This window comes from Bradyrhizobium sp. ISRA430 (assembly GCF_029909975.1).
In the GTDB taxonomy this organism is placed as follows: Bacteria; Pseudomonadota; Alphaproteobacteria; order Rhizobiales; family Xanthobacteraceae; genus Bradyrhizobium.
Genome location: NZ_CP094516.1, coordinates 6,366,652 through 6,379,459, shown reverse-complemented (window position 1 = coordinate 6,379,459; position 12,808 = coordinate 6,366,652). Strand labels below are relative to the sequence as shown.

The 12,808-nt window shown below is 64.8% G+C and carries 16 protein-coding genes; 3 read left to right on the top strand and 13 right to left on the bottom strand.

Annotated elements, in window-relative coordinates; translation table 11 throughout:
• Position 1 precedes the first annotated feature (1 nt).
• The 7 genes from MTX21_RS30295 to MTX21_RS30265 form a co-directional block, all read right to left on the bottom strand.
• Positions 2-865 (bottom strand): metal ABC transporter substrate-binding protein, encoded by an 864-nt coding sequence (locus MTX21_RS30295; RefSeq protein WP_280970835.1) that lies wholly within the window; start codon positions 863-865, stop codon positions 2-4.
• A 9-nt stretch (positions 866-874) separates the two neighbouring features.
• A complete protein-coding gene (locus tag MTX21_RS30290; RefSeq protein ID WP_280968277.1) occupies positions 875-1,744 on the bottom strand; it encodes a metal ABC transporter permease in 870 nt (289 codons plus the stop codon).
• Positions 1,745-1,750: 6 nt separating this feature from the next.
• Positions 1,751-2,503, bottom strand: coding sequence for an ABC transporter ATP-binding protein (locus MTX21_RS30285; RefSeq protein WP_280968276.1), 753 nt, complete (start codon positions 2,501-2,503; stop codon positions 1,751-1,753).
• Positions 2,504-2,505: 2 nt separating this feature from the next.
• A complete protein-coding gene (locus MTX21_RS30280; protein WP_280968275.1) occupies positions 2,506-2,730 on the bottom strand; it encodes a hypothetical protein in 225 nt (74 codons plus the stop codon).
• Between the two features lie 43 nt (positions 2,731-2,773).
• Positions 2,774-3,274 (bottom strand): hypothetical protein, encoded by a 501-nt coding sequence (locus MTX21_RS30275; RefSeq protein WP_280968274.1) that lies wholly within the window; start codon positions 3,272-3,274, stop codon positions 2,774-2,776.
• Positions 3,271-3,882 (bottom strand): permease, encoded by a 612-nt coding sequence (locus MTX21_RS30270; protein ID WP_280968273.1) that lies wholly within the window; start codon positions 3,880-3,882, stop codon positions 3,271-3,273. Before MTX21_RS30270 ends, MTX21_RS30275 begins: the two co-directional genes overlap by 4 nt.
• A 220-nt stretch (positions 3,883-4,102) precedes the next feature.
• A complete protein-coding gene (locus MTX21_RS30265; RefSeq protein WP_280968272.1) occupies positions 4,103-4,699 on the bottom strand; it encodes a superoxide dismutase in 597 nt (198 codons plus the stop codon).
• Between the two features lie 241 nt (positions 4,700-4,940).
• Between MTX21_RS30265 and MTX21_RS30260 the strand changes: the two genes are divergently transcribed.
• Both MTX21_RS30260 and MTX21_RS30255 read left to right on the top strand, forming a co-directional pair.
• Positions 4,941-5,468 (top strand): GNAT family N-acetyltransferase, encoded by a 528-nt coding sequence (locus tag MTX21_RS30260; protein ID WP_280968271.1) that lies wholly within the window; start codon positions 4,941-4,943, stop codon positions 5,466-5,468.
• 97 nt (positions 5,469-5,565) lie between these two features.
• On the top strand, positions 5,566-6,006 hold the full coding sequence (locus MTX21_RS30255; protein WP_280968270.1) for a DUF2147 domain-containing protein: 441 nt from the start codon (positions 5,566-5,568) through the stop codon (positions 6,004-6,006).
• Here MTX21_RS30255 and MTX21_RS30250 read toward each other — a convergent pair.
• Complete coding sequence (locus MTX21_RS30250) at positions 6,003-7,157, bottom strand: DUF3095 domain-containing protein (RefSeq protein WP_280968269.1); 1,155 nt, start codon at positions 7,155-7,157, stop codon at positions 6,003-6,005. The genes MTX21_RS30255 and MTX21_RS30250 overlap by 4 nt on opposite strands.
• Before the next feature lie 215 nt (positions 7,158-7,372).
• On the opposite strand from MTX21_RS30250, the gene MTX21_RS30245 reads away from it, so the two are divergent.
• Positions 7,373-7,777, top strand: coding sequence for a hypothetical protein (locus MTX21_RS30245; protein ID WP_280968268.1), 405 nt, complete (start codon positions 7,373-7,375; stop codon positions 7,775-7,777).
• Here the strand turns inward: MTX21_RS30245 and MTX21_RS30240 are convergent.
• The 5 genes from MTX21_RS30240 to MTX21_RS30220 form a co-directional block, all read right to left on the bottom strand.
• Positions 7,774-7,974 (bottom strand): hypothetical protein, encoded by a 201-nt coding sequence (locus MTX21_RS30240; protein ID WP_280968267.1) that lies wholly within the window; start codon positions 7,972-7,974, stop codon positions 7,774-7,776. The two genes, MTX21_RS30245 and MTX21_RS30240, sit on opposite strands and share 4 nt — an antisense overlap.
• A gap of 127 nt (positions 7,975-8,101) precedes the next feature.
• The gene (locus MTX21_RS30235; protein WP_280968266.1) at positions 8,102-8,824 is read right to left on the bottom strand and encodes an SDR family NAD(P)-dependent oxidoreductase; all 723 of its coding nucleotides are present in this window, start codon (positions 8,822-8,824) and stop codon (positions 8,102-8,104) included.
• A complete protein-coding gene (locus MTX21_RS30230) occupies positions 8,817-10,199 on the bottom strand; it encodes a fatty acid--CoA ligase family protein (RefSeq protein ID WP_280968265.1) in 1,383 nt (460 codons plus the stop codon). Before MTX21_RS30230 ends, MTX21_RS30235 begins: the two co-directional genes overlap by 8 nt.
• Positions 10,186-10,431, bottom strand: a complete 246-nt coding sequence (locus tag MTX21_RS30225; RefSeq protein ID WP_280968264.1) for an acyl carrier protein — start codon at positions 10,429-10,431, stop codon at positions 10,186-10,188. The genes MTX21_RS30230 and MTX21_RS30225 overlap by 14 nt, the downstream gene beginning before the upstream one ends.
• Positions 10,432-10,858: 427 nt before the next feature.
• Positions 10,859-12,673 (bottom strand): long-chain-acyl-CoA synthetase, encoded by a 1,815-nt coding sequence (locus MTX21_RS30220; protein ID WP_280968263.1) that lies wholly within the window; start codon positions 12,671-12,673, stop codon positions 10,859-10,861.
• Between the last annotated feature and the right edge of the window lie 135 nt (positions 12,674-12,808).

The following is a 12,808-nucleotide window of genomic DNA, read 5'->3' as shown; positions in this document are numbered from 1 at the left end:
CCTATTGGTCAAGCGCGCTGGTCAGGGCCTTTATATTGTGCCTGACCATATCAATGTAAGTGGGGGCTGGCCCCTTTTCGCCGGTCAAACCGTCCGAAATCAGGGTCCCGCCGATCCTAACCCCGGTCTCCGCCGCGATCCGCCGGATCAGCCGGTCGTCGCTGATATTCTCCAGGAACACGGCCGGGATCTTTTGGGCCCTGATCTGGCCGATGATGGCGGCGATATCGCGCGCGCTCGGCTCGCTTTCCGTGGACACCCCCAAGGGGGCGATGAACTGGATGCCGTATTCTGCAGCGAAATAGCCGAAGGCGTTGTGGGTCGAGATCACCTTGCGCCGCTCGGGCGGAATCCTTGCCACCGCATCACGCACCTCGCGGTCGACCGTTTCGAGCTTTTCCAGATAGGTCTTCGCCTGGGCGCGGAAAAAGTCTGCGTCATCCGGGTCGGCTTCAGCCAGCGCATTGGCGATATCAGTCACATAGATCTTGGCGTTCGGGATCGACTGCCAGGCATGCGGGTCGGCATCCGATCCGAGCTTCAAGGGCGCGATGCCGGCACTCGCGGTAACTACTTGCGCCTTACCGCCGGAAGATTGCACGAGCCGCGGCAGCCAGCCCTCGAGCCCGAGGCCGTTGACGATCACGAGCCGGGCATCCGCGACCCGCTTAGCGTCACCCGGCGTCGGCGTATAGACATGGGCATCGCTGTCGGCGCCAACCAGTGTCGTGAGGCTGATGCGGTCGCCACCGACGTTACGGAGGAAATCGGCGAGGATGGAGAAGCTCGCGACGACGTTGAGCCGCTCGGCGGCGTTGAGCGACGACGTCGTCAGGAGCAGGACCAAAAGGAGGAGAAGGCGCAGCATCGTCCGTCACGCCTCCAGATGGCGGCCTGGAAACATCTGACGGACCAGGCCGCCGACGCGGCCGAACAGGACCGAGACGACATAAAGCACCGTCGCCACCAGGATGATGGCAGGGCCCGAGGGCACGCGGGTCTGGAACGACAGCACGAGCCCGGCGTAGCCCGAGACGGCGGCGCCGATCACGGCGATGCAAATCATGGCGGTAAGATCCCGCGACCAGAACCGGGCAATGCCCGCGGGCAGGATCATCAGGCCGACCGCAAGCAAGGTGCCGAGCGCCTGAAAGCCGTTGACGAGGTTGATAACGACGAGCGCGAGGAAGGCGAGATGCGCCGGTCCGCCGGCACGGCTGACCGTGCGCAGGAAGAGCGGGTCAACGCTCTCGATCACCAGCGGGCGATAGATCACCGCAAGCACCAGCAGCGTGATGGTGGCGTTGAAGGCCACCACCAGCAGCGTCTGGTCGTCCATGGCAAGGATGTTGCCGAACAGCACGTGCAGGAGGTCAATATTGGTGCCCTTGATCGAGACGATGGTGACACCCAATGCCAGCGAGGCGAGATAGAAGGTCGCGAGCGAGGCGTCCTCCTTCAATCCGGTCGAGCGCGCGACCACGCCGGCGAGGATCGCGACCGCAAAGCCCGCGATCAGTCCGCCGGCCGTCATCGCAAACAGGTTGAGGCCGGAGAGCAGGAAGCCGACCGCCGCGCCCGGCAGAATCGCATGCGCCATGGCGTCGCCGACGAGGCTCATCCGCCGCAGCATCAGGAATACGCCGATCGGGGCGCCGGCGAGCGACAACGCGACAACCGCCGCGAGCGCACGCCGCATGAACTCGAATTCGGTGAACGGGCCGATCAGGACGTCATGGATCATCGGATGTCACGCCGCCTGCGAGCGCCCATCTTCGCCGCAGGCCGCGGCGCTGTCGTCGAACGCCTCGCACATCCGCATCGCGACCATCAGGTTGTCCGGCGTCAGCACCTCGGCCGTCGGTCCCCAGGCCACGGGGCCACGCGCCAGCACCAGGGTGTCGGTGAAGTAGCTGCGTACCATCTCCAGGTCATGCAGCGCCGCCAGCACGGTGCGGCCTTCGCCGTGCCAGTGCTTCACCAACGCGAGCAGATCGGCCGTGGTCTTGGTGTCGATGGCGTTGAAGGGCTCGTCCAGCACGATCAGGCTCGCGTCCTGGAGCAGCACGCGCGCGAACAGCACCCGCTGCATCTGCCCGCCGGAGAGCGTGCCGATCGGGCGGTTCTCGAAGCCGTTGAGACCGACGGCCGCGATCGCGCGGAGGATTTTTTCGCGCACGGCCTTGCCGATGCCGCCGAACAGGCCGGTGTCGCGCCAAAGCCCGGTGCCGACGAAATCGAACACCGAGATCGGGAAGCTGCGGTCGATCTCCGCGCTCTGCGGCAGATAGGCGATGTCGCGCGCGTCGAGACCGCCGAGATGGATGCTGCCGTCGAGGGGCTTCAGGATGCCGACGATGCCGCGCAGCAGCGTCGACTTGCCAGCGCCGTTCGGCCCGATCACCGCCACCAGTGCACCGGACGCGACCTCGCCATTGAGGTGATGCACGGCCGGGTGCCGGTCGTAGCCGAGCGTGACGTTGTGGAAATGCAGCGCCGCCATGGTCACCTCATCGCCAGAAGGACCATGCCCCACAGCACGGCGCAGACGGCGAGCGCCGCCACGAGACGGCTCGCCATGGTCATGCGCAGGATCGACCACGGCGCGGCCTGCGCCGGGTGCGGCGAGGTGGCGTCATGGACGTGGGCGTGCGTGTGATCGTGCCCATGAGAATGGGCGCGGTGATGGGCGTGATCGTGATGGTGGGTGTGAGACGCAGCGGGAACCATTCAAAGACGTTATATTATAACATTACGCCTGTCCACGCCCGGCTCAGGGCTTGCCGATCACCATCGCGATCGCCGCCGCCACGAACGGAAACGGCACCGAGACGGCACAGCGGAACCAGACGAAACGGGCCGGCATGAACGGGATTTCCCACAGGATCACCCGCTGAAAGGCAAACAGGGCCCAGGCGACGACATAGGCGACCACTTGCGGCACGCCTCCGCCCGACTTCAGCGCCACCGTGCCGATCGAGAAGCCGATCACGGGGCCGCCGGGCGTCGCGGCGCCGGCGACCACGGCGGTCGCAACCCCGAACCAGCCGCTGTCCGGCCCGAGCCAGCCGGTGATCACCTCCTGGGGGATGATCGCGGCGATATAGCCGGAGCCGATCACCCCGAGCGCAATCCGCGGCACGATGTTGACGAAGTCCATGGAGCCTTCGCGGAGCGAGGCCTTGAACACCGGAGGTCCGCGGCGGAAGGCAATCAGGCCGACGCCGAGGACCGAGCCCCACAGCAGGATATCGATGAGAAGCGCGGCGCTCACGTCCCGTCGTCCTTCGCGATCGGCTTCGGATAGATCCGCGCATAGACGAAGCGGCCGAGCGCGCCCGCGAGCACCGGCAGCGGCAGCGAGATCACGATCCGCCACAGCGTGAAGTCGGTACCCATGATCGGGATTTCCCAGGCGACCGCACGGCCATAGCCGATCAGCGTCCAGCTCACGACCATGGCGATGGTGGCGCCGAAATCGGCGCCGACCGCGAGCAGCGCGCTCGCCACGGGATAGGCGGTGAAGGGCCCGCCCGGCAGGATCGCGCCGAAGGCTGTGCCGATCAAAAGGCCCATCAGGCCGGATTTCGGCCCGAGCGAGCGCGAGACTTTCTCGTGCGGCAGGATCTCCGAGATGAAAGCGCCGAGCAGGCAGCCGGCCAGCACGCGCGGCAGGATGCCGCCGAACAAGGAGAGATCGTGGGTCAGAATGTCGAGAACACCGCTGGTCCCGTCACGCCGCCAGACCAGCGCCGCACTCACCGCCACCAGGCCTGCTATGATGATCGTCGACCAGCCGATCGGCTTACGGGTCCGCCCCGGCCGCGGCTCGGACTCCGTGTCCTCGGCAGGCGCCGGATCTTTCAGGGAAGGTTCTGACAACGGGCTCGGGTCGGATCGAGGGGATGCCCGCTCTGATTAAGGGCGCCGCCCACGCGATGCAAACAGAACGGCGACCGGAGCAATGCGCACCTCGCGCAGGGCCATGCGGCGGGGACGAATTCCGTACAACAAAAAGGCGGCCGCGCATGCGACCGCCTTGGTTGTTTCCGTTATTCCGGCGCGGCTCGAACAGCCGAACCCGGAATGAGGAGCCAGTGGCTCACGCCTTGTCGAACAGGGACTCCACGTATTCCCAGTTCACCAGGTTCTCGACGAACGCCTTCAGATAGTCCGGGCGACGGTTGCGATAGTCGATGTAATAGGAGTGCTCCCAGACGTCGCAGCCGAGGATCGGGATGGCGCCGTGCACCAGCGGATTCTCGCCGTTCGGGGTCTTGGAGATTTCAAGCTTGCCGTTCTTGACCTGGAGCCAGCACCAGCCCGAGCCGAACTGGCCGACGCCGGCCGCCTGGAAGTCCGTCTTGAACTTCTCGAAGCCGCCGAGGTCCTCGTTGATCTTCTTCTCGAGCTTGCCCGGCAGCTTGGTGCCGCCGCCATTGGGCTTCATCCAGCTCCAGAAGTGGATATGGTTGTAGTGCTGGCCGGCATTGTTGAACACGGCGGGGTTCTTGCCGAACGAGCCCTTGACGATCTCCTCAAGGGACTTGCCTTCCCATTCGGTCCCCTTGAGCGCGTTGTTGCCGTTGGTGACGTAGGCCTGATGATGCTTGTCGTGGTGATATTCGAGCGTCTCCTTCGACATGTACTGGCCGAGGGCGTCATAGGCGTAAGGGAGTGGGGGCAGCGTAAAGGTCATGGGTTCTTGTCCGCAACTGGTGGGGAACGTTCTAACGGTCACCCCTTATAGAAGGTTCCTGCGGCGTTAAATACCGCCAATTTGCGAAAATGCCTGATGCGACGGCATGACCCGATTGCAGCTTCGTCGCGGGAAACGGATGTCCAGCCGGGTTGCCGGTTCGCTGCAAAATGTCATTGCCTTTGAGGCGTTTATGGCAGAACGAATGCACCTTCCGAGCGGAGATGCGAAAGACAGAGCAATGAGCATCGAGATCGACATCCTGAACGGCGACGCGTCGTGGCCGATCGCGAAGCCGCTGCATCAAGCGGTCTGGGGACCGCAGATCGTCGAGAAGCAGCCTTGGCGGCACGTCAAATGGGCCAATGCCGATCTCCGCGTGCTGATCGAGACGCCGGAGGACGGCCTGGTCTGCCATGTCGGCATCTACTTCCGCACCATCATCTGGAACGGGCGCAAGGTCCATGTCAGCGGGATCGGCGGCGTCTGCACGCGCGAGGACCGACGCGGCCGCGGCTACGCGACGATGGCGCTTGAGGCCGCGGTCCACACCATGCGGGCCAACGAGGCGGTCCGCTTCGCGCTCCTGGTCTGCGAGCCGCACAATTTCGGGTTCTATGAGGCCCGAAACTGGCACCGCTTCACCGGCGATATCTATTGCGAGCAGCCGGAGGGGCGGATCCGGTTCGAATACATGGCGCCTTTCGTGTTCGATATCGTCCGCGCGCCACGTCTCGGCACCATCGATCTCTGCGGCCTGCCTTGGTGATCCCGCTGGGGCAAATCAACGCAGGAATGTGATTCCGCCCGGCGTTGCACTATCGTGATTTGCTGGTATGGAGGCGCCTCCATTTTCGGGGCTCTCCATGTTCAACAGATTCGCCGTTTTCACTATTCTTTTGACTACGCTGTGTGGTGCGACCGCCGCCCATGCGCAGAGCGCTGACGCGAGCGGCACCTGGCTGACCCAGGCCGGCGATGCGCGCGTGAAGGTCAGCAAATGCGGCGGCGGCATCTGCGGCGTCATCGTCTGGCTGCGGGAGCCCTACGATACTGCGACCGGACAGCCCGCCACCGACAGCAAGAACCCCAATCCTGCGCTCGCCCGGCGCCCGATCATCGGCTTGCCGCTGTTCAGCGGCATGCAGCCCACAGGTCCGAACAAATGGTCGGGCCAGATCTACAATGCCGACGATGGCAGCACCTATGCGAGCAGCATCACGGTGACTGGAACGGAAAGCTTGCGGGTCGAAGGTTGTGTCGGCGCGCTCTGCGGCGGCGAGACCTGGAGCCGGGTCGGCCACTAGCTCGTGCCCGCCATCATCGCCTTCAGCGCCGTTGCCGCCGATGCGTAGCCGCCCCGCGCGCCGTCGATGAAGTGCACGTGATCGCTGCGCAGCGCCGATGGCGTGAAGCAGGTCATCATCGCCGCGTCCTGCGGGTAGAGTCCATAGCGCACGACACCATCGCGCGCGCCGGCTGCAAGACGCTCACTGAGAGCGCGCTCGAGCTCCGGCGTACAGTCGAGGATCATGCGCAGGCCATCGTCATATTTACGGAAGTCGGAGTTCTCGACCACCTGTCGCTTGTAGAGCTTCGGCACGAAGCCGCCGATCTTGATGTCGAAGCGCATGATCAGATAGGCGAACAGCGTGTACATGAGCACGCCGGCGCGGCGCGTGAACAACGGCCCGCCGCGTGCCGCCCGCGCCTCGTAGTCGAGCCCCTGCGGCGGCCACCTCAAGGGCGGTCCCTGCGGCGGCACGGGACGGCCGGCATCCGGACTGCGCTCGACGATGTGAATCACATCCTCGATCACCTTCCGAAAGGCTTTGGGATCGGCGCTGCGCGCCGGCACCACCAACACTGACAGGATCAGGCCGCGCGAGGCCGGAATCTCCTCGAAGCGGCAGGACAGGCCGGAGAGATCCGGCTGCGTGCCCGCCGGCGCCGGGGCGACCGCGAACTCGCCGCGCTTCATCGCGGCTTCGGCCCACCCCACCCCCCCGCCGGAGAACATCGCATAGGACAGATTCGCCGACGGACCGAAGCGCGCGACGCGGACATCGAGACCTTGCGCGCGAATGGCGCTCACCGGCACCAGCGCGACGCGCATTTTCAAATCGAGATCTTCCCGCACCCAGGTCGCGGTCGCCGCCAGCGCCTCCCGGGCGCGGTCGAGATCGGATGGCGCTACCGCAAAGCTCGCGCCATCGCCGCCGAACACGAAGGGGAATTCCCGTCCCTCCAGCGCGTTGGTCACGGACGCGATCACCGCGGCACCGGCCATGTTGACCGCCTTGTAGCGCTGCGCCGCGATCGCCTTGGTGGAATCGACGATGTCGGCGACACCGATGCTCCAGTCGTCCGGCAGCGGCGCATAGAGGGCGGGATCCATCAGGCTGGTGAAGCCGCGGAAGACGCGAATGCTGCCGTAGAAGGAATCGCCTGGTGTCATCGTGATCCCGAATGGTTGGGAAGTGCGTCCGAGAGAGATACGTGGCAGGATCGATCCGGGTTCGCCGGCCGGCGCCCTCCAATGCCGATCATTGGCTGAATCAGGCCCGGACAACAAGATCGCGCCGCGCCGCATTGCCGCGGCGATCATTGATCGGCATCAAACAGCCGGACGGGGCTTTGCTTACTATTCGATCATCTGAGGGATCGTTCGGGATGATCAAGGTGCCTGACGTCGGTAGCAAGGACCCCGCCACTCCAGTGCTTCCGCATGCTGGGCGCGAGGTGATCAGCGCGGTGAAGATGCCGCAAGAATTGACCGCCGCCGTCGATGCTTGGGCCGAGGCCCATCATTTGGTACGCTCGGATGCGATCTGGAGGCTGATCGAGATCGGTCTGAAGTATGCACCCGCGGCGTCGCCACCGTCCCGCGCAACGATCAAATCGGACTTCGCCAAAATCGAGGAGATCGCGGTGCACGAGATCGATCGCCTGCTCGATCCCGCGCTGCCGGCAGACGAGCGCGAGCGCCGCATTCGCCGCCTCACCGAAGGGCCGCCGGAATTTTCATTCGAACGGATTGACCTGCCGAAGCACCGGACCTGCGCCGCTGCGCGCTAGTGCAGCTTCTCGTCCTGCGGCCTGCGCAGCGCTGATGCCGGCACGCCGTGACAGCCCACGAGCCGGACGAATTGCTGCGGGTACATTTCGTGACCATGATCGCCGGAATTCTGATTTGACATCGGCTGGCTGTTGATCTCATCCGACTTTGCGCGCGACGGCTCTGCCGATGCCCGGCCCTGGTTCGCAGCGGTCATGGACTGCTCCCTGTCGATTAGGGCAGATCGATTGACGTAACCCAACCGATTGCGGAGCATCTTACGACCAAATCCGGGGAAATGAAATTGGGCTGGATCAACTCAGTTACGAAAGGCCGAGTTCCGCTTACGCCGTATTTCCCGCGTCGATTGTGAAGACGGTACCGGTCACGTTGCGACCGCCCTCGCCGAGCAGATATTCCACCATGCGCGCGACGTCGTCCGTCTCCGGCAGGCGCCGCAACGCGCTGCGGCCGGCGATACGCTTGCGTCCATCATCCGATAGATTGTGCGTGAGCTCAGTGTCGATGAAGCCGGGCGCGATCGCGTTCACGGTGATGCCGAGCTTACCCACCTCGCGCGCAAGCGAACGGGTGAACCCGGTGGCTGCGGCCTTGGTCGCGCCGTAGACCGACAGGCCGTTGTAGCCGGTAGTGGCGATGATGGAGGAGATGTTGATGATACGCCCCGCACCATCCGCCATCATCTGGCGCGCAACATATTTGGTGAGGATGATCGGCGACAGCACGTTGAGCTGCACCAGCGCCTCGATTTCGGAATTGTGCATGGTCGCGAGCAGGCCTTCGGTGCCAAGGCCGGCATTGTTGACGAGGCCGTAGATCGCACCGAATTCGTCGCGCACGAGCTTTGCAAAGGCCGGGATCGCGTCGATCACGGCGAGGTCGCAGGCGCGGAAATGCAGCCGGCCTTCGGACTCGGCGATCGCGGCCTTGAGCTCCTCGCTCTCGCGCCGCGCCGCCGCGATCACGTTGTAGCCGGCGCCAACCAGACGCCTTGCGATGGCAAGGCCGATGCCGCGGCTGCCGCCGGTGACGAGGACATTATGCATCGGTGCGCGCCAGTTTTCCGGCCGGCGTAACGTCGAGCGCCTCGACGAAGCGGATCACCGCCGGGACCTTGTGCGAGGCGAGCTGCGAGCGGCACTGATCCAGGATCTGATCGCGGATCTCCGTCGCCCGCGCCGGATCGGTGCCGTCGGCGAGGATCACGTCGGCGACGACGATGCCGCCGGTAATCGGGCTGCGCCGCGATTTGGCCCGCGACATCCGCACGTCGGCATGACGATTGATGACCGCCTCGATCTCCTCGGGATGAACCTTCAGCCCGCCGATGTTGATGATGCCGCCGCGGCGGCCGACGAAATAGTAGCGGTCGCCGCGCAGCTCGACCATGTCGCCGCTGTCGACAAATCCGTCATCGTCGGTGAGTGCAGTGGCGTTGCGCCCGATATAGGCGTGGGCCGTGCGCGTCGAGCGGATGCGCAGCGAGCCGTCAACGACCTTCATCTCGACGCCGTTGCGGTTGCCGAGATAGTCGGCAGGAAAGCCTTCGAGCCCGTCATTGACGGCAAAGCCGACGCCGGCTTCGGTCGAGGCATAGGCATGGCCGACCGAGGCTATCGGAAACGCCGCCTTCAACCCATCGAGCACCGCCTGGTCGGCGATCTCGCCGGACAGGCGAACGTAGCGCGGGGCGAATTGCGCCGCCGAGCCGCTCATCAGCAGCTTGCGCCAATGCGAGGGCGTGCCGGAGATGTGAGAAACTGCGCGCGCATTCAACCGCCCGACATGATCAGCGAGCGCCTCATGCGGGTCCGAGAGCACCATCGAGCCGCCGGAGAGGATGGCGCGGAGGAAGATCTGCAGGCCGCCATAGCGGCGAATGTCGTAGAATGTGGCCCAGACCGGCGCGGGTCCGCGCGCGGGACCTTCGGCGACGATCGCGCCGGTCAGCGCCTCCAGCGTATGACCGGCGATCTTCGGCACGCCTGACGTTCCCGAGGTGAGCATCAGCCACTCGGTGGCGCGTTCGGTCTGCACCGGTGTGGTCGGCGTGAGCGGCAATCGTGCGGTGATAACCAGCGCAACACCACGATCGGCCCAGCGGTCGGGCTCGTCGGTGACGACGGCATCGATCCCGGCATCGGCGATCAGCGCGTCGAGATGCGCCGGATTGAGATCCGGCGGGCACAGCAACATGCGGCGGGCGATGCCGTCGAGCTCGATCATCGTAAGGCCCGACCGGAGCTGATCGGACAATTTGAGCAGCACCGCGCGGCCGGACAGCTCGCGCAGACGGCCGCCCAAAACCGTCTGCGACAGGATATCGGTCAGCGACACGCTATTGTGTGCGTCCGAGAGGGTGCGCCCCTTCAACTCCGCGCCGAGATGGTCGCGGAGCGCAAAGATCTCACGCGGGGACATTTTCGTAGGCCCGCACGAAATCACCCACGGTGGCGGGGAACGCTGCGTCCTCGGAAATGGTGAAGGGATCGACGCCGGTCTCGTCCTCGAGGCGCGCGACCAGGATGGCGAAAGCGAGCGAGTCGAAGCCCGTCTCGTGCAGGGACAGATCGTCCGAGAGTTCGGGAAGCGCGACGTGCTGTTCTTTGGCGATCTGCTTGATCGCTTCAATGACCTTTAACCTTACCGACATGGCTGGCTCGCTTTTGCTATCGATCGTTCGTGTTGCGGCGGCTCTTGCTGACCGCCTCCCAAGGCTCACGTTGTTTACCCGACAGAAGTAAATGGCCTCTTGGACAATTCAGGTAAAATTGGACGCATCTTCTGATTTGCTGCGCCGTCGACGCGAATCTTCGAGATGAGCGAGTGAGATGTCCGCTCAGACCGAGTGAGGCGGGCACCACTCTTTCATTCCCTCCCCCCTTGCGGGGGAGGGGCAGGGAGGGGGGTGCCACACGGCACGCTCTGTCTGTGCAAACGAACTTTGTGGAAACGAAGCTGCGTTGCGGCGTCTGAGACGACCGACAGACCTTTTCCTGGGCTACCCCCTCCCCGGCCCTCCCCCGCAAGGGGGAGGGAGCGCACCGTTGTCGTGGTGACGACGTGGCCTCATCATTCCTCTACAGCCTGATCGCGCCGCCGATGATGTGCGCATAGGTCTCCGAATCCAGCGCAACGTAGGCGCCGGATTTCGGGTCGACCATGAACAGCGGATCGGAGATCGCACCCGGATCGAACCCCTCGCGTGCGAGATCGCCCTTCTTCTGCTTGAAGGTCTCGGTCGCATCGAGCTCGTGCGAGATGCGGACGAAGACGGGGCGCGCGTAGGTCGGCAGGCGCTGTGCTAGATGCGCGGGCAAGGCCGCGATGTCAAAGCCTTCGTTCACGACGATCGCGCTCATGCCGGCGCGGCCGTCGGTGCCGGGAATGCTGACGCCGTAGGTGGTGGCGTCGACCACGCCGGTGAAATCGCGCACGGCGTCGTTCACTTCGGAGGTCGCGACGTTCTCACCCTTCCAGCGGAAGGTGTCGCCGATGCGATCGACGAAATGGAAAAAGCCCTTGTCGTCGATCCGCATCAGATCGCCGGTGCGAAACCAGGCATCGCCATTGGCAAAGACATCGCGAAGAATCTTCTTCTCGGTCTCGGCGGCGTCGGTGTAGCCCTCGAAGCGGCCGCCGCCCTCGTCCGCCGTGCCGATGCGGCCGATGGCTTCGCCGGCCTCGCCGCGGGCGCAGGCGATGCAAAAGCCTTCTTCATTGCGCAAGGCTGTGCCGCTGTCGGGATCGAGCTTGACGAGACTTGCAGGAAAACGATGGGCAAGCAGCGGCGGGATGCGACCGATCGCGCCGGGCTGACCCTCGACATTGAACAGCGAGAAATTTCCCTCGGTCGCTGCATAGAATTCGAGGATGCGGGGAATGGCGAACCGCGCCTGGAAATCCTCCCAGATGTCGCCGCGCAAACCGTTGCCGCAGACGAGCCGCAGGCGATGGCGATTCTCGTATTCGGACGGCGGCGCCTTGAGGAGATAGCGGCAGAGCTCGCCGATATACTGGAACAGCGTGCAGTCGTGCCGCACGATGTCGTGCCAGAAGTTCGACGCCGAGAACCTTTCCGCGATCACCACCGAGCCGCCGGCGGCGAGCATGCTGCAGGGCGCGACGATGCCGCCGACCGAATGAAACAGCGGCAGGCAGTCGTAGAGCCGATCCTGCGGCGTCGCGCCCGCAAGGCCGGCGAACCAGAAGCCCCAGTTGAGGATGCGGCGATGGCTGATGCTGGCCGCCTTCGGCAGCCCGGTGGTGCCGGAGGTGTAAATCAGGAGCGCGCGATCATCGATGGTGACGTCGCCATGCTCCTCTTGCGACAACGGACCGTCGTCGAGCGCCGCGAGCGCAACGTCGATGGCGCGTTCGCTGCGGGCGTCGCCATGGGTCCAGATCTTGGCCCGCGTCTTCAGATGCGGCGTCGCGCCGTCCAGCGCCTCCGTCAGGTCATGCGCGATGATGATGTGCGAGGGCTTTGCGACGTCGATGCAATGCGCCAGCGACGGGCCGACGAGCTTGGTGTTGATCAGAGCCACGACGGCGCCGGCGCGGCTGATGCCGAGCCAGGCGGCGACATAGTCGATGCCGTTCGGCATGATCAAGCCGACGGTGTCGCCCTTGTTCGCGCCGACCGAGCGCGCCCAGCGCGCATAGCGATTGATGCGCTTCGACAATCCCTCATAGTCGAGACTTGCGTCCTCGATCACCAGCGCCGCGCGATCGGGCTGGCGCCGCGCCCAGTCCTCGACGACGTCGGCGAACAGCCGGCCCGGCAACGTCTCGATGCGCGCGGTGAGCTCGATCGCCTTCAGCCAGATTTTTGAAGCCGACGGTGGGCGCGCCGCTTTCGGCTGCTCGATGACGCCGGTGATCATGTCGTTCATTCTTTCGGGCCGCTTCTGCGTATTCCCTCCAGCTTAGCCCGTGGGCTCCTGATCAGGCGTTAAGAGACAAGGTAAAACCCGGTTAGCTGACGATTAAATGCAGCCATCCTTTACCAAGCCGAAGGGAACGGCGTG